16 protein-coding genes are annotated in these 18,462 nt (G+C 58.9%); 8 read left to right on the forward strand and 8 right to left on the reverse strand.

What is annotated here, in order from left to right; all coding sequences use genetic code 11:
- Nucleotides 1-71: 71 nt before the first annotated feature.
- The 7 genes from glpE to ACF0H7_RS01470 all read right to left on the reverse strand — a co-directional run bounded on the left by glpE (nt 72) and on the right by ACF0H7_RS01470 (nt 7,761).
- Nucleotides 72-401 (reverse strand): thiosulfate sulfurtransferase GlpE, encoded by a 330-nt coding sequence (gene glpE, locus ACF0H7_RS01440; protein WP_397451069.1) that lies wholly within the window; start codon nt 399-401, stop codon nt 72-74.
- A gap of 35 nt (nt 402-436) precedes the next feature.
- On the reverse strand, nt 437-1,318 hold the full coding sequence (locus tag ACF0H7_RS01445; RefSeq protein ID WP_397451070.1) for a symmetrical bis(5'-nucleosyl)-tetraphosphatase: 882 nt from the start codon (nt 1,316-1,318) through the stop codon (nt 437-439).
- The gene (apaG, locus tag ACF0H7_RS01450) at nt 1,318-1,698 is read right to left on the reverse strand and encodes a Co2+/Mg2+ efflux protein ApaG (RefSeq protein ID WP_397451071.1); all 381 of its coding nucleotides are present in this window, start codon (nt 1,696-1,698) and stop codon (nt 1,318-1,320) included. The genes ACF0H7_RS01445 and apaG overlap by 1 nt, the downstream gene beginning before the upstream one ends.
- Before the next feature lie 145 nt (nt 1,699-1,843).
- Nucleotides 1,844-2,650, reverse strand: a complete 807-nt coding sequence (rsmA, locus tag ACF0H7_RS01455) for a 16S rRNA (adenine(1518)-N(6)/adenine(1519)-N(6))-dimethyltransferase RsmA (protein ID WP_397451072.1) — start codon at nt 2,648-2,650, stop codon at nt 1,844-1,846.
- On the reverse strand, nt 2,647-3,636 hold the full coding sequence (gene pdxA / locus ACF0H7_RS01460) for a 4-hydroxythreonine-4-phosphate dehydrogenase PdxA (RefSeq protein WP_397451073.1): 990 nt from the start codon (nt 3,634-3,636) through the stop codon (nt 2,647-2,649). The genes rsmA and pdxA overlap by 4 nt, the downstream gene beginning before the upstream one ends.
- Entirely contained in the window at nt 3,633-4,979 is a 1,347-nt protein-coding gene (locus ACF0H7_RS01465) for a peptidylprolyl isomerase (protein ID WP_397451074.1), read from the reverse strand. The genes pdxA and ACF0H7_RS01465 overlap by 4 nt, the downstream gene beginning before the upstream one ends.
- A complete protein-coding gene (locus ACF0H7_RS01470) occupies nt 4,954-7,761 on the reverse strand; it encodes an LPS-assembly protein LptD (RefSeq protein ID WP_397451075.1) in 2,808 nt (935 codons plus the stop codon). The genes ACF0H7_RS01465 and ACF0H7_RS01470 overlap by 26 nt, the downstream gene beginning before the upstream one ends.
- Nucleotides 7,762-7,890: 129 nt before the next feature.
- Between ACF0H7_RS01470 and ACF0H7_RS01475 the strand changes: the two genes are divergently transcribed.
- The 3 genes from ACF0H7_RS01475 to ACF0H7_RS01485 are packed head-to-tail and all read left to right on the forward strand — an operon-like array spanning nt 7,891 to nt 10,372.
- Nucleotides 7,891-8,916, forward strand: a complete 1,026-nt coding sequence (locus ACF0H7_RS01475; RefSeq protein ID WP_397451076.1) for an aminoglycoside phosphotransferase family protein — start codon at nt 7,891-7,893, stop codon at nt 8,914-8,916.
- A gap of 19 nt (nt 8,917-8,935) precedes the next feature.
- Nucleotides 8,936-9,604 carry an N-acetylmuramate alpha-1-phosphate uridylyltransferase MurU gene (gene murU / locus ACF0H7_RS01480; protein ID WP_397451077.1) on the forward strand — a complete coding sequence of 223 codons (669 nt, stop codon included), beginning with the start codon at nt 8,936-8,938 and terminating at the stop codon, nt 9,602-9,604.
- Nucleotides 9,605-10,372 carry a DnaJ domain-containing protein gene (locus ACF0H7_RS01485; RefSeq protein WP_397451078.1) on the forward strand — a complete coding sequence of 256 codons (768 nt, stop codon included), beginning with the start codon at nt 9,605-9,607 and terminating at the stop codon, nt 10,370-10,372. It begins immediately after the preceding gene.
- Nucleotides 10,373-10,431: 59 nt separating this feature from the next.
- Here ACF0H7_RS01485 and ACF0H7_RS01490 read toward each other — a convergent pair whose 3' ends face one another.
- Nucleotides 10,432-11,418: an alpha/beta hydrolase family protein gene (locus ACF0H7_RS01490; protein WP_397451079.1), complete on the reverse strand. Its 987-nt coding sequence runs from the start codon at nt 11,416-11,418 to the stop codon at nt 10,432-10,434.
- 121 nt (nt 11,419-11,539) lie between these two features.
- Between ACF0H7_RS01490 and ACF0H7_RS01495 the strand changes: the two genes are divergently transcribed.
- The 5 genes from ACF0H7_RS01495 to ACF0H7_RS01515 all read left to right on the forward strand — a co-directional run bounded on the left by ACF0H7_RS01495 (nt 11,540) and on the right by ACF0H7_RS01515 (nt 18,461).
- On the forward strand, nt 11,540-13,963 hold the full coding sequence (locus ACF0H7_RS01495; RefSeq protein ID WP_397453802.1) for a PAS domain S-box protein: 2,424 nt from the start codon (nt 11,540-11,542) through the stop codon (nt 13,961-13,963).
- 25 nt (nt 13,964-13,988) lie between these two features.
- Nucleotides 13,989-14,624: a response regulator gene (locus ACF0H7_RS01500; RefSeq protein ID WP_397451080.1), complete on the forward strand. Its 636-nt coding sequence runs from the start codon at nt 13,989-13,991 to the stop codon at nt 14,622-14,624.
- Nucleotides 14,625-14,894: 270 nt separating this feature from the next.
- Nucleotides 14,895-16,019 (forward strand): ABC transporter ATP-binding protein, encoded by a 1,125-nt coding sequence (locus ACF0H7_RS01505; RefSeq protein WP_397451081.1) that lies wholly within the window; start codon nt 14,895-14,897, stop codon nt 16,017-16,019.
- A 62-nt stretch (nt 16,020-16,081) separates the two neighbouring features.
- Entirely contained in the window at nt 16,082-17,116 is a 1,035-nt protein-coding gene (locus ACF0H7_RS01510; protein ID WP_397451082.1) for an ABC transporter substrate-binding protein, read from the forward strand.
- Nucleotides 17,117-17,213: 97 nt separating this feature from the next.
- Nucleotides 17,214-18,461: an ABC transporter permease gene (locus ACF0H7_RS01515; RefSeq protein WP_397451083.1), complete on the forward strand. Its 1,248-nt coding sequence runs from the start codon at nt 17,214-17,216 to the stop codon at nt 18,459-18,461.
- Nucleotide 18,462: the final 1 nt, after the last annotated feature.

The following is an 18,462-nucleotide window of genomic DNA, read 5'->3' on the forward strand; positions in this document are numbered from 1 at the left end:
AGTCTGCGCGACCGTTCGTCAGATTTCGGCGCGAGCCCGCTCAGGACGCGGGGTCGGCCGATGAAAAAAAATTATTCAGCGGTGCTCTGAACTGTTTCGTCAGGGTACGTGTTCCGCCACAGCTCAAAACCGCCGTCCATGCTGTAGACGTCCGAAAAGCCCTGGCCCACGAGGTAGGCAGCGGCGCTTTGGCTGGAGTTGCCGTGATAGCACACCACGACCAAGGGCTTGTCCAGGTCTGCTTTGGCAATAAAGTCAGCGATGGAGTGGTTGTCCAGATGTTGCGCGCCAGGGATGTGCTGGGCGTTGAAGGTCTGCGGGTCGCGCACGTCGACCACCACCGCGCCTTGTTCGCGCAGGGCGTGGGCTTGCGCAGGAGGAATGCGTTTGAACTCGGTCATGGAACTGGCTCCTGATTTGAACTGAAAGGTGAATGCTAATGCCTGACTTCACCGCGCGGGGCGGGAAGGGGCAATGTGACCGGAACATCATTGGCCAGCCCCTTGCCGTCGCACACACAGCGATGCAATTGGCCGCTGTCGACGTTAAGCAGGGTCATGGCGCCGCCCCACACGCAACCGGTGTCCAGCGCGAACAAACCTGGTTCATCGCATTGGCCTTCAAGTGCCGCCCAATGACCGAAGATAATCTTCAGACCCTTGGTTTTGCGGTCCTTGTGCTTGAACCATGGCGCGTAGCCCGGCAAGGCACTGCCGATGCCTTCCTTGCTCTTCAAATCGAGCTTGCCGTGGCGGTCGCAGAAGCGCATGCGGGTGAAGTAGTTGGTGATCACGCGAAGCCGGGTTACGCCGTGCAGTTCGGGATCCCAGAGCGCCGGCTCATTACCGTACATGCCATCGAGGAAGGGCTGGTACAGATTATCGTCGCGCAAGGCGCTTTCGACTTCTTCGGCATACCGGAGCGCTTTCTTCAGCGTCCATTGCGGGGCAATGCCTGCGTGGACCAGGGCGATATCGCGTTCGCTGTCGTAGTGCATGAGCTTTTGCTGGCGAAGCCAGGCGAGCAGTTCGTCGCGGTCCGGCGCCTGCAGAATCTCGCGCAACGTATCGTTCTTTTTCAGGCGTTCGATATTGCACGATATGGCCAGCAGGTGCAGGTCATGGTTGCCCAGCACGCACACCACGGAATCACGCATGGCGTACAGGAAACGCAAGGTCTCCAGTGATTCGGGGCCACGGTTGACCAGATCGCCGACCAGCCACAGCTGGTCTTTGCCTGGATCGAAATCAACGTGTTCGAGCAGGCATTGCAGGGGTTCCAGGCAGCCTTGCAGGTCGCCGACGGCATACACCGCCATCAGTGCAGGGCTCCAGGTACTGCAAGGCGGAAGGGGGCAATCACGGCGTCGAAACGCTTTCCATCTTCCGCGAGCATCTGATAACTGCCCTGCATATTGCCAACTTTGGTCGTCATGACGGTGCCGCTGCTGTAGGTATGGCTCTGTCCGGACTTGATCAACGGCTGTTGACCCACCACGCCATCGCCACGCACTTCTTCGACATGGCCATCACCGTCGGTGATCACCCAGTGCCGGGAAAGCAGCTTGGCCGGCAGTTCACCACTGTTGTGCACGGTGATTGTGTACGCAAACGCGAAACGGTTCTGCTCGGGCTGCGATTGTTCTGCCAGGAAGCGGGTAACGACGCTGACGTCGACTTGGTAACGGGAATCGGACATGCAATAGGCCTTAAAAGCAAAAGCGGAAAAAGCCGGACCATACCGGTGAAATCCAGTCTAGGACATGTCGAGGGTAAAAAACCAACGATGCGGCGTTGTGCCTGCATTCTGTGGCTGTTCACCCCACGTTACATGGCCAACTACTCTACTCGGCGGGAGCCTGTTCGCTCAATTTGTCCGCCAGGCGGACGAAAGCGGCAAGGTCCAGTTGCTCGGGGCGCAAGCCGCCGTCAACGCCTGCCGCAGTGATTTCCTCGCTGCTGAGCAAGGCTTTAAGGGTGTTGCGCAGCGTCTTGCGGCGCTGGTTGAAGGCTTCGCGAACCACACGCTCAAGCAGGCGGTGATCCTTGGCCGGGTGCGGCAGGGTTTCGTGCGGCACCAGGCGGACGATGGCGGAATCGACTTTTGGTGGTGGGTTGAACGCGCCAGGGCCAACGTTGAACAGGTGTTCGACGCGGCAGTGGTACTGAACCATGATCGACAGGCGACCGTAGTCGCCGCCGCCAGGGCCGGCGGCAAGACGCTGGACGACTTCTTTTTGCAGCATGAAGTGCATGTCGCGGATCAGGTTCGCGTTTTGCAACAGGTGGAAAATCAGCGGGGTGGAGATGTTGTAGGGCAGGTTGCCCACCACACGCAGGCTGCTCGGCGCGGCGTTCAAGCTGGTGAAGTCAAACTTCAGCGCATCGCCTTGATGCAGATTGAAGTTCGGTTTGCCGCCGAAGTGGCTGGTGAGGATCGGGATCAAGTCCTTGTCCAGCTCAACCACATCCAGTTGGGCGCCGCTATTGAGCAGACCTTCAGTCAGGGCGCCTTGGCCCGGACCGATTTCCAGCAGGCGATCTTCCGGACGGGCACGAATAGCACGCAGGATTTTGTCGATCACGCCAGCGTCGTGCAGGAAGTTTTGCCCAAAGCGCTTGCGCGCCTTGTGTTGGAATTGCTCGGTCATGAATGGGTCTCGGCCATCTGGTAGGCGGTTTCCAGGGCGACTTTGAGGCTGCCGGTGTCGATCTTGCCGGTGCCCGCCAGATCCAGGGCGGTGCCATGGTCGACGGAGGTGCGGATGATCGGCAGGCCCAGAGTCACGTTGACTGCAGCGCCGAAACCTTTGTATTTCAGCACGGGCAAACCCTGGTCATGGTACATCGCCAGCACTGCGTCGCAGTGCTCCAGATATTTGGGGGTAAACAGAGTGTCGGCAGGCAGCGGGCCGCGTAAGTTCATGCCTTCGCTGCGCAGACGCTCCAGAGTAGGTTCGATAATGTCGATTTCTTCGTGGCCCAGGTGTCCACCTTCGCCAGCGTGAGGGTTGAGACCACACACCAGGATACGTGGCTGGGCGATGCCGAACTTGTTGACCAGATCGGCATGCAGAATGCGTGTGACACGTTCCAGTCGCTCAGGCGTGATCGCGTCGGCGATGTCCCGCAGCGGCAGGTGAGTGGTCACCAGAGCGACGCGCAGGTCGCCAGTCGCGAGCATCATCACCACCTGTTCGGTGTGGGTCAGTTCGGCGAGGAATTCGGTGTGACCGGAAAACGGGATGCCGGATTCGTTGATTACGCCCTTGTGTACTGGGGCGGTAATCATCCCGGCAAAATCGCCATCGATGCAGCCCTGTCCGGCGCGGGTCAAGGTTTCCAGGACAAAGGCGGCATTGGCCTTGTCCAGCTGGCCCGGCGTTACATGCGCTGACAGCGGGGTGTCCCAGACATACAGGCTACCGGCCGGCGCAGGCTTGTCTGGCCAGGCATCGGGGGCTACCGGGAGTAAATTGACCGCCACACCCAGCAGCGCGGCCCGCTCGAGGAGCAGGTCGCGGCTGGTAATGGCAATCAGGGGGTGCGGCTGAGGTTGCGAAGCGAGCAGCAGGCACAGGTCTGGACCTATACCCGCCGGCTCGCCGGGTGTCAGAGCGAAACGCTGCGGTTTCACTTCGCCGCCGCGTCAGCCTGATCGGACTGATCGGCGCCTGGGAGCTTGATTTCAACGTAGGCTTCGTCGCGGATCTGACGCAGCCAGGTTTGCAGCTCTTCATCGTACTTGCGGTTGCGCAGTGCAGTCTTGGCTTGCTCTTCGCGTGCTTCGTTGCTGCTGTCTGTGGCGCGACGGCCAAGAACTTCCAGTACGTGCCAGCCATATTGTGTCTGGAACGGCTTGGACAGCTGACCGATCGGGCTCTCAGCCATCACTGCGCGGAACTCTGGAACCAGCTGGTTCGGGTCCACCCAGTTCAGATCGCCACCGTTGAGTGCCGAACCTGGGTCTTCAGAGAAGCTTTTTGCCAGTTCGCCAAAGTCTTCGCCGTTCTTGATGCGCTCGTACAGGCGCTCGGCCAGACGTTTGGTCTCATCATCGCTGCGGATAGCGTTTGGCTTGAGCAGGATGTGACGAACATGAATTTCGTCCTTCATCTGTGCCTGACTCTGACCGCCACGTGTTTCCAGCTTTTTCAGGATAATGAAGCCGCCAGGCGTGCGCGTTGGCTGGGTGATACCGCCGTTGCTCAGTGCTCTGATCTGATCGTCGAACGGAGGCGGCAATTGAGCGGCTTTACGCCAGCCCATGTCACCGCCGTCGAGGGCGTTATCACTTTTCGACTTGGCAATAGCCAGTTGCGAGAAGTTGGCGCCGTCTTTGAGCTGCTGATAAACGTCCTGAGCCTGACGCGCCGCAGCCTGGATTTCATCCGAGCTGGCACTGTCCTTGGTCGCGATCAAGATGTTGGCCAGGTGATATTCCTCGGACAATTGCATCTTGCCCACGTCGGAGGCGAGGAAGTTTTTCACTTCCTGTTCCGACACCTGGATACGCTCGGCAACCCGCCGCTGACGCACGCGGCTGATGATCATTTCGCGACGGATCTGATCACGAGCAGCTTCATACGACAGACCGTCATGGGTCAGTGCCGCGCGGAACTGGTCAACGCTCATGTTATTGCGCTGGGCAATGGTGCCGACAGCCTGGCTCAGCTCTTCATCGGTAATGCGAATGCCGGAGCGTTCACCGATTTGCAGCTGCAGGTTCTCGACGATCAGGCGCTCCAGCACCTGCTGGTCCAGCACGCCCGGAGGTGGCATGCCACCGCCGCGCTTGGCGATGGTCTGCATCACTTCGTGAACACGCTGGTCCAGTTGGCTGCGCATGATCACGTCGTTGTCGACGATGGCCACCACGCTGTCGAGATTTTTCACCTCGGCATGCGCGGCGGCGCTCAGGAGTAACGCGCCCAACATCAGCGGGCGCAGGCAATTAGAAAGCTTGGTCTTCACGTTCACGATAACCCTGGATGCCTTTGTCGAGGAAGCTTTCAACTTTTTGGCCAGTAACGCCGCCAAGTCCCTTCAGCACGATTTGTAAGAAAATGCCGTGGTCGCCTTTTTCGTTCTGAGATACGTCTTGACTGAACTCGTCATAGTTGACCCAGTAACGATTGATGAAGCGCAGCTTCCAGCAGCAGTTGTCATATTCAAAACCACCAAAGGCTTCGAGCGTACGGTTGCGGTTGTAATCGTACTGCCAGCGGCTGATAGCGCTCCATTGCGGCACGATTGGCCAGATAACCGAGAAATCGTGTTGCTGGATTTTGTAGTAATCCTTGATGAAGCCCGGTTGGCCAGGTGTACCGAGGTCACCGCCGCCATCGACCCATTTACCCGTGTTCTGGTCATAACGAATCAAGTCGTTGCGATAGCGGTAGCCGACGTTGACGACCTTGTTCGGATTGTCTTCAGGCTGATAGTGCATCATCGCGTTGCCAGAACGGGGGCTGCGGCTATCCGGGTCCCAGTTGTATTCAGCAGTCGCGCGCCAGTCGTGGTTGAAGGCGTAGGCATAGTCCAGTGCGTAAGGTGAAACGTTCGCGGTGGACGACGCACGTGTGTGGTAGTCGATACCTGGCAGTTGTACCTTGCGATCCTGGAAGTACATCGCCTGGCCAATGCTGATGCGTTGACGTTCGAAGCCGTTGTCTTCAATCCAGCGGTTGGTGATGCCCAGCGACAGCTTGTTCTCGTCACCGATACGGTCGGAGCCCACGAAACGGTTGTCGCGAAACAGCGAGGCGTAGTTGAACGTGGTTTCACCCGAGTCGAAAATCGGGATGTCTTCCTGGTTCTTGTTCGGCACGTACAGGTAGTACAGACGAGGTTCCAGAGTCTGGCGGTAGTCTTTGCCGAACCAGTTGGTGTTCCGGTCGAAGTACAGGCCGCTGTCTACGCTGAAAATCGGGACGGCGCGGTCTTGGGAGCTGTTGAATTCGCCCGTAAGGAACGGCGTACCGGCTGCTGCTGCCGCAGTCTGTTGATCAACGATCTGTTGTTGGCCGGTATTACCCAGATCCAGGTCATATTTGGTGTAGACATATTTCAGCTTTGGCGTCACGAACCCGTAGCTGGCGTTCATTGGCAGGCTAACGGATGGCGCGAGGTTCAGGCGGTCGCCGTTCGCCCGAGCCAGGCCGGTAACGTTGGTGTCAAGCCGCGGAGTTTCGTTACCATCTTCGTCGGAAAAGTTGCCTGTCTGTAGCGAGCGCTGAAACCGGACCGCCTCAGTCTCGTAGGAGAAGTCCAGGCCACCCGGATGATACGGCAGCGTACCATTGATGGTGAGTTGCGGCAGGCGGTTGTACGGTGTGATATCCGACACCGTGGCCAACTGGTAAGCCTGCACGTTGAGGCGGGCGTTAAAGGTATCGCCGCGCCAGGTCGTAGAAGCTTGCTGGTTCAGGTAATCGAGTTTCTGAACGCCGAGAACCCCAGTCTCGAGATCCTGGAAGTAATACGGGTCGCTGATCTTGGTGTAGTCGACCTGAGTGCTCAGGCGCGAGTCAAGGCCGCCCTTGTGTTGCAGGTTGATCATCCAGCGGGTGCTTTTGGCGTCCGTCTGCTGATCTCGTTCGTTATCCTGATCGTTCAGATAGCCGCCGCCGATCTGTCCTTCACTCGACTTGGTCAAATAACGGAACTCACCTTCCATCAACAGGCCGCGCTTGGCCATCAGACGTGGATACAAGGTGGCGTCGTAATCCGGTGCCAAGTTGAAGTAGTAAGGCGTAAGCAGGGTTGCGCCGGTCTTGCCACCGCTACCAATAGACGGTGCCAGGAAACCGGACTGACGACGACTATCGATCGGGAAGTAAATGTACGGGGTGTAGAAGATCGGAATGTCTTTGACCCGCAGCGTGGCGTTGGTCGCAGTACCGAAGCCCGTGGCCGGGTTAAGGGTGATGTTGTTACCCCTGAGTTCCCAGGCGTTGCTGCTCGGCTCACAGGTGGTGTAAGTACCATCCCGCAGACGAATGATCGCATTCTCGGCGCGCTTGGCGTACAAGGCGCTGCCGCGAACGTTGGACTTGTGCATCACGTATTCGGCGTTGTCGATCTTGGCTTCGCCAGTATCGAGCTGAATCTCAGCGTGATCGCCGACAATGAGCGCGCCGTTCTGACGCAAGCGCACGTTGCCGTTGAGCTCGCCGTGGTTCTCGGCCTGGTGCAGGCTGGCTTCGTCCGCCTGTACCTGCATACTGCCCTGGCGCAGCACGACATCACCTGCCAGCGTCGCCGTTTGTGCTTCCTGCTCGTAACGAGAGGCTTTGGCACCCACGAACATCGGCGCATCGCTCATCTTCGTCTTGTCATTCATGCCAGGACGAATCGGCTCGATGTACGCACCCGAGCAATAAGGACCGGTTTCGGCCAATTGCGCAGGCGTGAGGTTTTCCCGTGGAACCCAATCGAGGTGGCTGTAGTCTGCACTACGCGACTTCAGGCCACGACCCTTGGCTTCGGTAACCAGTACAGTGGCGGGCTTGTCGCTGGCGGTTGAGCCGCTTTCAGGCGTCGCCACGGTGCTGACATTGTCTGCACCGTGCACAGGGCGCGGTGGCAATACAGCAGCATTGGTTTTAGGGGCACACGCCCAGGCACCCGAAGCAGAGACTGTACAGTCATACTGTTCAGCAGCAACCGCAAACTGAGTGGCCAAAGGTTGCATCGCCAGCAAACTGCCGGTCATGAGCAACGGAAATTTTTTACGAAACGCGGGGGATTTCAATGCCATCTTATTAGTCCGGGCTTCCTGCGCGCCATCTGCCCGCGGGGGGGCCGCACGCCTCTCGATGGGCTGAAAAAGATGTCGGATAATAAAGCATGACCCGCTTGACGGCTAGCGCCGTCGGAGACCCTTGCAATGCCAGATCAAGATGTACGCCTGCAACACCTGAAAGTTTGGCTCGAAGCGCAACTTCCGAAGCTGTTTTTAGCTCAGGATTGGGGCGTCGTACCCCCGGCCACGTTGACTGCGGCCAGTAGTGATGCCAGTTTTCGTCGATATTTTCGCTGGGAGGGTGCCGGCCGAACTTTTATTGTCATGGACGCGCCGCCACCCCAGGAAAACTGCAAACCTTTCGTGGATATCGCACATTTATTAAGTAAATCAGGAATTAATGTTCCAAAAATTTATGCCGAAGACCTGAAACAAGGCTTTCTTCTGCTCAACGATTTGGGTCAAAAAACCTACCTCGACGTGATTGATGCGGAAAATGCCGACCCATTGTTCGACGATGCACTGGATGCTTTGCTCGCCTATCAGCAGCTGCCGATGGATGCGCCACTGCCCAGTTACGACGTCGCTTTGTTGCGTCGTGAACTCGAGCTTTTTCCCGAGTGGTACATCCGTCGACACTTGGGCATCGAGCTGGATTCGCACCAATTGGCACTCTGGCAGCGCGCCAGCGATCTGCTGATCGATAGCGCACTGGCGCAGCCGAAGGTCTTGGTGCATCGCGACTACATGCCTCGTAACCTGATGCACAGCGAGCCCAATCCGGGCGTGCTGGATTTTCAGGATGCGGTGTACGGGCCTGTGACTTACGACGTGACCTGCCTGTTCAAAGATGCGTTTTTGAGCTGGCCTGAAGAGCGTGTGCAGGGGTGGTTGAAACAGTATTGGCAGGCGGCGGGCGCAGTCGGGATTCCAGTGCAGGCACAGTTTGAAGATTTTCTGCGCGCCAGCGATTTGATGGGCGTGCAGCGACATTTGAAAGTAATCGGTATTTTTGCGCGTATTTGCCACCGTGACGGCAAGCCCCGTTACCTGGCCGATGTCCCGCGTTTCTTCGCCTATATAGAAGCTGTATTGGCGCGGCGGCCGGAGTTGGCTGAGTTGGGCGAGTTGCTGGCAAGCCTGCGTCAACCTGTTGGAGCGGCAATATGACAATAAAAGTAGTCCGCGCATGAAGGCGATGATTCTCGCCGCGGGCAAGGGTGAACGCCTGCGCCCTTTGACCTTGCACACGCCTAAACCATTGGTGCGAGCTGGCGGTGTGCCCTTGATCGAGTATCACCTGCGCGCATTGCATGCTGCGGGTTTCACCGAAATCGTGGTCAACCACGCATGGTTGGGCCAGCAGATCGAGGAGTACCTCGGTGATGGGCAACGCCTGGGTTTAAGCATTCAATACTCTCCGGAAGGCGAACCGTTGGAAACTGGCGGCGGGATCTTCCGTGCCTTGCCGTTGCTGGGCGACGGGCCATTCCTGGTGGTTAACGGGGATATCTGGACCGATTACGACTTCAGCGCGCTCAGCCGGCCGATCAGCGGCCTGGCGCATCTGGTGCTGGTGGATAACCCCGAGCATCATCCGGCAGGCGATTTCGCCCTGGTGGATGGACAGGTTATCGAGAGCCGGTCTTTGCCGCGCCTGACATACAGCGGCATGGCGATTTTGCATCCGGACTTGTTCGAAGACTGCGAGGCCGGTGCTTTCAAGCTGGCACCCTTGCTGCGCGAAGCCATGGCGCAAGGTCGGGTTTCAGGCGAGCACTTTACCGGGCGGTGGGTCGATGTCGGCACCCATGAGCGGCTGGCGGACGTCGAACGCTTGCTCGCGGTGAGTCGCTAAATGCTCTGGCCAAGCACGCTGATTGGCGCGGGTGCGGGTTTTGCCATCGCTAACATTCCGGGCGCGCTATTAGGGGCGCTGCTTGGGCAGGCGCTGGATCGGCGTCTGGAACTGCACAGCTGGGCGCACTTGCGCGAGCGTCTGGGTGGCCGTGCGGTGCCGCACGATGATGAATTGCTGTTTATTGTGCTGGGTCGTTTGGCCAAGTCGAATGGACGGGTAGTCGATGGCCATATCCAGCAGGCGCGATTGGAAATGCATCGGATGGGGCTTAGCGACCCTGCTCAACGTCGGGCCATTGCCGCGTTCAATCGCGGCAAGAGCGGCGGCGACCGCCTGCGGGGGCATTTGCGCCGCTTGAGGAGCCAATCGCACGCGGCCGAAGGATTGCTTCGCGCGTGTTGGCGCATGGCGTGGGCCGATGGCAAAGCATCGCGGGCCGAGCGCGAGTTGATCGAACTCTGGGGGTCCTGGTTGGGTTGGACTGCGGTGAGAGTCCAGGCCTTGGCCATCGACTATGACCCACAGCGAAAACCTGTCGCCAGCAGTGCCGACCTGTATCAAGACGCGCTGCAATTGTTGGGGGTGACGGCCAGTGCCGAACCGGCGCAGATCAAGCGTGCTTACCGCCGGCTGCTCAGTCGGCATCATCCGGATAAAGTCGCGGGAGCGGGGGCGAATGCGTTGCAAGTGCGTGAAGCCACCGACAAAACCCGCGAGCTGCATCAGGCATATACCTTGATTCGCGAGCGGCGGGATTTTCGCTGATCAGGGTGTGTCAATTACGCCGCATTCGCAGGCTCGCCTGCGAATGCGCGCGCCGCGATTTATTTCGCCTCCAGCCAACCCCGAACCCGTCGAAACATCTGCTCTTGCTCAGCGCTATCGTTGCCCGGTATTGCCGCCAGCGCGACCTGGGTGTAACCCGTGGTTTTCGCCCGTTTGCTCGCTTGCAGGCGCTGCTGCGCGGCCTGGGCGTTCAGTGGCATGTCCTTGTAGACAAAATCCGCTGTCTTGACCTTCAACAGGGGGGCTAACTCGTCTAAACGCGGCTTGGCGCCGGACGGCTCCTGCGCGGCGACCAGCACCAGCTTCTGAATCGTGGGCGACGGGTGCTCGTTGAGGTAGCGAGCGGCCCAGTACGCGCCACTGCCATGGCCGAGCAGTACAATACCGTGGGATTTCTGCTGTTGCGCGTAGGCAATCGCACTATCAATGCGAGCGAAAATGCGCTCGGCCTCAGCCTTGGCCTGTTCTTGCGCAGCTGCGGCGCGCGCGACGCCGTCGGCAGCCTCCGCTTCGACGGTCTTTTCCGGCTCTGGCGCTTTCGCGACGGCATCCTTTTTCGGATCTTTGGCGGGCGCTGTGCCCTTGGTGGGTTCGGCTGGCTTGTCCTCGACGCGCGGCAGGCTGCCATCCATTGCCACGTCTGGCAGCGTCACGCTCAAGCTGGCCCAGCCATCATCCGGAAACTTGCGTCGCAGTGGGCCGACGGCTTGTGGCCAGTCCGCCGATTCGCCCGTCCCCGGGATGATGATCACCGTGCCCTTGGGTTGATCAATGTTTGCCGGCTTCCACAGCGCGAGGAAACTGTCAGTACCCGCCACCAGTTGCTGTTGCTCTTGTGGCGGCAGTTGCCGTTGCAGTGCGGCGGCATCTTCCTGGCTGCGCTCGATCAAGGGTTGACGCTCGACAGCCGGAGCAGCGGCTGAATCTTTGGCCGGTACTGGATCGGCTGCCATGACGGGCAAGGCACAGGGTAGTATCAGTGACAAACACAATGCAGGAAGCGTTGTGCGGAAGATGTAGGACATCGGATATTCCAGGCCAGAAACAGTCCTGGCAGCCTAATGGGTTGATCAGCATTTGTCAGGCGCCAGCGCGGTGCGACAGCACGAGAAAAACAGTTCAGGAAGCAATTGGAATGACAGCGTGATGATTCGATCGATGCGCCCATGGCTTATCGGCTGCTCAAGGTTGCTCTTGATGGTGCTGCCGTTGATGACCGTTTCATTCGTGGCATCGGCTGTCCCTGCACCGGCGCCGCCGGCTGCGGTCCTGAGCCCGGAGCAGCGCGACTGGCTGGGGCAGCGCGATCAGTTGCGCGTCGGTTTGGTGTTGCAGGCGCCCTATGCGCAGTTTGATCGGCGCCTGCAGCAATTGTCGGGTGCGAACGTCGATTTAATCAAAGCGTTGGAAAATACCCTGCAAGTCGAACTGATCTGGCGTAACTATCCCGACCAGGCGTCGCTGGAGAAAGCGCTGCAAGAAGGCGCTATCGACCTCGCGCCCGGCTTGACCCAAACCCCGGCCGGGTTGCGGTTGTGGCTGTACTCCGATCCTTACATGCGGGTGCCGAACCTGGTGGTTGGCGAGCGCAACGGTGCGGGTGCGGTGGATCTGGAAAAGCTCGATCCGCGTGATCGTGTCGCTGTGCGCATGCCGGGCTCTGTCGCTGACTATCTGGGCAGCACTTACACCCACCTCAACCTGCAAGGTGTGCCGTTGGAGCGACAGGCGCTGCAATTAGTATTGAGCCAGCAAGCCAAGTACGCGGTCATCGACGAGGCGCAGCTCAGCCGGCTGTCCATCGAGCCCGAGTTTGCCGGTTTGGCCGTGGTGGGTGATATCGGCTTGCCACAGTTGCTGCGGGTGGCATCGCGCAAGGACTGGCCGGAGTTGGCGAGCATCATCAGCGCCGCGCTGCACGCGATACCGGCGCGCGATCTTGAACAACTGCATGCGCGCTGGTTGCAGCCGCAGTACCCGAGTTTGAGCCAGTCCCCCGGCTTTTGGCAAAACCTCACCTTTTTGCTGCTGGTGATGGTGCTGGCCTGTTTTGCGATAGTGGTCTGGCAGCGACGTCAACAGCATGCGCTGGAGCAAAGCCTGGCCATTGCCCGCGATGACATCGCCCGGCGCCAGGCCAGTGAGCAAGCGCTGCGCCTGACGCAGTTCTCCATCGACCAAAGCACGGTGGGCATTCTCTGGGTGAATTGGGACAGTCATGTGCGCTACGCCAACCATGCGGCCGAAGCGATGCTGGGTTATGCCGCCGGCGGCGTGGTTGATCGCCCCCTGATTGATTTCGAGCCCGGTCTGCATATGGATCGCTGGTTGAACCTGTGGAAGCGTGCTCGCTCCACCGAGGAGAGTCCGCAGAACTTCGAGACCAGTTGCATTCGCGCCGACGGCAGTATCTTGCCGGCCGACGTGTCCCTGAGTTTTCTTCGCTTCAGCAACGCCGAATATCTGGTGGTGTTCCTCACCGACGTGACAGAGCGGCGGCGGGCGCTGGCGGCCTTGCAGGAGAGTGAGGCGCGACTGAAAGGCATCGCCGCCAACGTGCCGGGGCTGGTGTTTCGTCTGGAGCGGGCGCAGGTCGGGGAAGAGCCAGAGTTCGCCTACATCAGTGAGGGCAGTGAAAGTCTGGTGGGTTATGCGTCGGAGACGTTGCGTCATCCGGACATGGGCTTGCGCAATCTGGTACATCCGGATGACCGCGCGGGCTATCACGTGGTGCAGGACCGTTCACTGGGCAGCGACAGTGATTGGTCATGGCAAGGACGGATTCTGACTCGAGAAGGCGAACAGCGCTGGGCCGAGATCAAAGCCATCGCCCGACACCTGGACGACAAACGCGTGGCCTGGGACGGCATCGTCTGGGATATCACCGAAAGCAAGCGCATTGAACTGGAACTGGCCAGTTCCCGCGAGCAACTGCGCGAGTTGTCGGCGCATCTGGAAAGTGTGCGTGAGGAAGAGAAGGCGCGCATCGCCCGCGAAGTACACGATGAGCTGGGGCAGATGCTCACCGTGCTCAAGCTGGAAACGTCCATGTGCGAACTGGCCTACGCTGATCTCGACCCTGGCCTGCATGATCGACTGAACAGTATGAAGCGTCTGATTTCGCAACTTTTTCAACTGGTGCGCGATGTCGCCACGGCGTTGCGTCCGCCGATTCTCGATGCAGGCATTGCGTCGGCCATCGAGTGGCAGGCGCGACGTTTTGAGGCGCGGACGCAGATTCCGTGTCTGGTGCAGGTCCCGGACAATTTGCCGATGCTCAGCGATGCCAAGGCCATCGGCCTGTTTCGCATTTTGCAGGAAGCACTGACCAACGTGATGCGTCACGCCGAGGCGCACACGGTCGAGCTGAGCCTGACCCTTGAAGAAGGCCTGTTGTGCATGACGATCGCCGACGATGGCCGTGGTTTTGTCCCGGAGCAGGGCAGGCCGACCTCGTTCGGGTTGGTGGGGATGCGCGAGCGGGTGTTGATGCTGGGCGGCACATTGCAACTGGACAGCGAGTCGGGTGAAGGCACAACCTTGCGCGCTTATATTCCACTGGCCGTTTAATCGTTGAATGCCGTTGGGCAGGAGCATGACTGTGATTCGTGTATTGGTAGCTGAAGACCACACCATCGTTCGCGAGGGCATCAAACAGCTGATCGGTCTGGCCAAAGACCTGTTGGTGGTGGGCGAGGCCAGCAATGGCGAACAGTTGCTGGAGACCTTGCGCCACGTCGAGTGTGAAGTGGTGTTGTTGGATATTTCAATGCCCGGCGTCAATGGACTTGAGGCGATTCCACGGATTCGTGCATTGAGCAATCCGCCGGCGATTTTGGTGTTGTCGATGCACGATGAGGCGCAGATGGCGGCGCGGGCACTGAAGGTCGGCGCTGCGGGATACGCCACCAAGGACAGCGATCCGGCACTGTTGCTGACCGCGATTCGACGAGTGGCCGCGGGTGGGCGCTACATCGATCCGGACCTGGCCGACCGCATGGTGTTCGAGGTGGGCCTGACGGATAACCGTCCGCTGCATTCGCTGTTGTCCGAGCGCGAATTTTCAGTGTTTGAGCGCCTGGCTCAGGGTGCCAACGTCAACGACATCGCCCAGCAACTGGCCTTGAGCAGCAAGACCATCAGCACCCACAAAGCGCGGCTGATGCAGAAACTTAACGTCACCTCGCTGGCGGATCTGGTCAAGTACGCGATGGAGCACAAGTTGCTCTGATAGGCGCGTGTCTGAAAGCGACATCATCTAGCGTCTGTTCCTCCCTTATCGCGGGCAAGCCCGCTCCTACAGTGCACAGGTGATCCATTGTAGGAGCGGGCTTGCCCGCGATGACGCCAGACCGGACAGAAAAGATATCGCAGACTTCATATCTATTCACGCCATCCTTGTAGGGCAATCCCTACCCCAATCTCTCATACCGCCCGATTTGCCTGTGCTTGAGCCTGATCTAGGCTTAATCCACGGCAGACAAAACAAAAGGTGTGGGTAATGAGCGACGTCGATTCAAGTGCTGGGGCCAATGATGTTCTGGTCAGCTTCCGTGGTGTGCAGAAAAGCTACGACGGCGAAAACCTGATCGTCAAAGACCTCAACCTGGAGATTCGCAAAGGCGAGTTCCTCACGCTGCTCGGTCCTTCCGGTTCGGGCAAGACCACCAGCTTGATGATGCTGGCCGGCTTCGAAACGCCGACCGCGGGTGAAATCCTGCTGGCCGGTCGTTCGATCAACAACGTGCCGCCACATAAACGCGACATCGGCATGGTGTTTCAGAACTATGCATTGTTCCCGCACATGACCGTTGTGGAGAACCTGGCGTTTCCACTGTCGGTACGTGGCCTGAACAAAAGCGACATCAGTGATCGAGTCAAAAAAGTGTTGAGCATGGTGCAGCTGGACACCTTCGCCCATCGCTACCCGGCGCAGCTTTCCGGTGGTCAGCAGCAGCGTGTGGCGTTGGCCCGTGCGCTGGTGTTCGAACCGCAACTGGTGCTGATGGACGAACCGCTGGGTGCACTGGATAAACAACTGCGTGAACACATGCAGATGGAGATCAAGCACCTGCACCAGCGCCTCGGCGTGACCGTGGTCTACGTGACCCATGACCAGGGTGAAGCCCTGACCATGTCTGACCGGGTGGCCGTGTTCCACCAGGGCGAGATTCAGCAAATCGCGCCACCGCGCACGCTCTACGAAGAGCCAAAAAACACCTTCGTCGCCAACTTCATCGGCGAAAACAACCGTCTGAGCGGCAACCTGATCAGCCGCAATGGCGACCGTTGCGTGATCGCGCTGGCCCGTGGCGAGAAGGTTGAGGCGTTGGCCGTCAATGTTGGCGAAATCGGCGATCCGGTGACCTTGTCGATCCGCCCCGAGCGCATCTGCGTCAACGGCAGCAGTGAGAGTTGCGTGAACCGGTTCTCTGGTCGCGTTGCGGAATTCATTTACCTGGGCGACCACGTGCGTGTGCGTCTGGAAGTTGCTGGAAAAACCGACTTCTTCGTCAAGCAGCCAATCGCGGAGCTGGATCCGGGGTTGACGGTGGGCGACGTTGTGCCAATTGGATGGCAGGTCGAACACGCTCGCGCGCTCGATCCCTTGCTGGAAGCGCATTAACAGTCAGAGGCGAATGAATCGCCCCACGTAAAACCAACACTGCACTGTGGAGAGAACAATAAATGCTCAAATCCTTGAAGTTCACCGCTATTACGCTGGGCATGATGTGCGCTTCGCACGCCATGGCGGCAGCAGATCTGACCGTTATTTCCTTCGGTGGCGCCAACAAGGCGGCACAGGAGAAGGCGTTCTATGCGCCGTGGGAAAAAGCCGGTAACGGCAAAATCATCGCTGGCGAATACAACGGTGAGATGGCCAAGGTGAAAACCATGGTCGATACCAAGAGCGTTTCCTGGGATCTGGTAGAAGTCGAATCGCCTGAGCTGTCGCGCGGTTGCGACGAAGGCATGTTCGAAGAACTCGACCCGAAAATGTTCGGCAATCCAGCAGACTACGTTAAAGGCGCTATCCAGACCTGCGGCGCTGGCTTCTTCGTGTGGTCGACCGTGTTGGCGTACAACGCTGACAAACTGAAAACCGCACCGACCAGCTGGGCTGATTTCTGGGACACCAAGAAATTCCCAGGCAAGCGTGGCCTGCGTAAAGGCGCCAAGTACACCCTGGAATTCGCCCTGATGGCTGACGGTGTTGCACCGAAAGACGTCTACAAAGTGCTGGCCAGCAAAGACGGTGCAGACCGCGCGTTCAAGAAGCTCGATGAGCTGAAGCCATCCATCCAGTGGTGGGAAGCCGGCGCTCAACCGCCACAGTTCCTCGCTTCCGGTGACGTGGTCATGAGCTCGGCTTACAACGGCCGTATCGCTGCTGTACAGAAAGAAAGCAACCTGAAAGTGGTATGGACCGGCGGCATCTACGACTTCGACGCATGGGCAATCCCGAAGGGTTCGAAAACTGCAGCCGAAGCGAAGAAGTTCATCGCTTACTCGCTGTCGCCTGAACAGCAGAAGACCTACTCGGAAAACATCGCCTACGGTCCTGCAAACGTCCAGGCCGTGAAGTTGTTGAGCAAGGACACGCTGCAAAACATGCCGACTACCCCGGATAACATCAAAGACCAAGTGCAGATCGACGTGAGCTTCTGGGCTGACAACGGCGAGCAACTGGAGCAGCGCTTCACTGCTTGGGCTGCCAAGTAAGCGTTAGCTGTTTGAGATAGTTGCAGATGAGTTCCCTCCTCGTGTTACGGCACGCAGGAGGGGCGCATCCATTGTTCAAAGATTTTCGGAGTTCGCTATGGCCATCGCAGTGCCCCTCACCGAAGGCGCCAACCTCACCCTGAAGCAACGCCTGGCGCGTGCCGAACGGGTTAATCGCTGGAAGGCTCAGGCATTGATTGCGCCGTTGGTGCTGTTTCTGCTGCTGGTGTTTCTGGTACCGATTGTTGCTCTGCTCTATAAGAGCGTCGGCAACCCGGAAGTGGTCGACGCCATGCCGCGCACTGTCCTTGCCGTAAAGCAATGGGACGGCAAAAGCCTGCCTCCGGAGCCGGTCTACAAGGCACTGAGCCTGGACCTGGCGGACGCCCGCAAGAATCAGACCCTCGGCGATTTGTCCAAGCGTCTGAACATGGAACTGGCCGGTTATCGCAGCCTGCTGACGAAAACCGCGCGCGCACTGCCTTTCGCAACCGAACCTGCTTCTTATAAAGATGCACTCGAAGCACTCGATGAGCGCTGGGGCGATCCTGCCTATTGGCAAGCGGTCCGCCGAAATACCAGCAGCGTCACGCCCTTTTATTTACTGGCTGCAGTTGACCACCGCATCGATGACCTCGGTGAAGTAGCGCCTGCGACCCCGGATCAAGCGATTTACCTGGATATTTTCGGCCGTACCTTCTGGATGGGCCTGGTCATTACCGTGGTCTGTCTGCTACTGGCCTATCCACTGGCTTACCTGCTGGCCAACTTGCCATCGCGGCAGAGCAACCTGCTGATGATCATGGTGCTGCTGCCGTTCTGGACCTCGATTCTGGTGCGGGTCGCGGCCTGGATCGTGTTGTTGCAGTCGAGCGGCCTGATCAATGGCGCGCTGATGGCGATGGGGGTTATCGATAAGCCGATCGAGTTGGTGTTCAACCGAACCGGCGTTTATATCTCGATGGTGCACATCATGCTGCCGTTCATGATCCTGCCGATCTACAGCGTGATGAAGGGCATTTCCCCGACGTACATGCGCGCCGCGATCTCCCTCGGCTGTCATCCGATCACCAGCTTCTGGCGCGTGTACTTTCCGCAGACCTACGCCGGCATCGGTGCGGGTTGCCTGTTGGTGTTCATTTTGTCGATTGGCTACTACATCACCCCGGCACTGCTGGGCAGCCCGAACGACCAAATGGTCAGCTACTTCGTCGCGTTCTACACCAACACCAGCATCAACTGGGGCATGGCCACGGCATTGGGCGGTCTGCTGTTGGCGGCGACGGTCGTGCTTTATCTGATTTATAGCTGGCTGATCGGCGCTAGCCGTATGCGTCTGAGCTGAG

Source organism: Pseudomonas sp. NA-150 (genome assembly GCF_044336365.1).
Classification (GTDB): Bacteria; Pseudomonadota; Gammaproteobacteria; order Pseudomonadales; family Pseudomonadaceae; genus Aquipseudomonas.

What these genes read in the sequence shown, in the direction of transcription:
- glpE (WP_397451069.1), bottom strand. Translation starts at nt 401, where the DNA reads ATGACCGAGTTCAAACGCATTCCTCCTGCGCAAGCCCACGCCCTGCGC.
- ACF0H7_RS01445 (WP_397451070.1), bottom strand. Translation starts at nt 1,318, where the DNA reads ATGGCGGTGTATGCCGTCGGCGACCTGCAAGGCTGCCTGGAACCCCTG.
- apaG (WP_397451071.1), bottom strand. Translation starts at nt 1,698, where the DNA reads ATGTCCGATTCCCGTTACCAAGTCGACGTCAGCGTCGTTACCCGCTTC.
- rsmA (WP_397451072.1), bottom strand. Translation starts at nt 2,650, where the DNA reads ATGACCGAGCAATTCCAACACAAGGCGCGCAAGCGCTTTGGGCAAAAC.
- ACF0H7_RS01470 (WP_397451075.1), bottom strand. Translation starts at nt 7,761, where the DNA reads ATGGCATTGAAATCCCCCGCGTTTCGTAAAAAATTTCCGTTGCTCATG.
- ACF0H7_RS01475 (WP_397451076.1), top strand. Translation starts at nt 7,891, where the DNA reads ATGCCAGATCAAGATGTACGCCTGCAACACCTGAAAGTTTGGCTCGAA.
- murU (WP_397451077.1), top strand. Translation starts at nt 8,936, where the DNA reads ATGAAGGCGATGATTCTCGCCGCGGGCAAGGGTGAACGCCTGCGCCCT.
- ACF0H7_RS01485 (WP_397451078.1), top strand. Translation starts at nt 9,605, where the DNA reads ATGCTCTGGCCAAGCACGCTGATTGGCGCGGGTGCGGGTTTTGCCATC.
- ACF0H7_RS01490 (WP_397451079.1), bottom strand. Translation starts at nt 11,418, where the DNA reads ATGTCCTACATCTTCCGCACAACGCTTCCTGCATTGTGTTTGTCACTG.
- ACF0H7_RS01495 (WP_397453802.1), top strand. Translation starts at nt 11,540, where the DNA reads ATGATTCGATCGATGCGCCCATGGCTTATCGGCTGCTCAAGGTTGCTC.
- ACF0H7_RS01500 (WP_397451080.1), top strand. Translation starts at nt 13,989, where the DNA reads ATGACTGTGATTCGTGTATTGGTAGCTGAAGACCACACCATCGTTCGC.
- ACF0H7_RS01505 (WP_397451081.1), top strand. Translation starts at nt 14,895, where the DNA reads ATGAGCGACGTCGATTCAAGTGCTGGGGCCAATGATGTTCTGGTCAGC.
- ACF0H7_RS01510 (WP_397451082.1), top strand. Translation starts at nt 16,082, where the DNA reads ATGCTCAAATCCTTGAAGTTCACCGCTATTACGCTGGGCATGATGTGC.
- ACF0H7_RS01515 (WP_397451083.1), top strand. Translation starts at nt 17,214, where the DNA reads ATGGCCATCGCAGTGCCCCTCACCGAAGGCGCCAACCTCACCCTGAAG.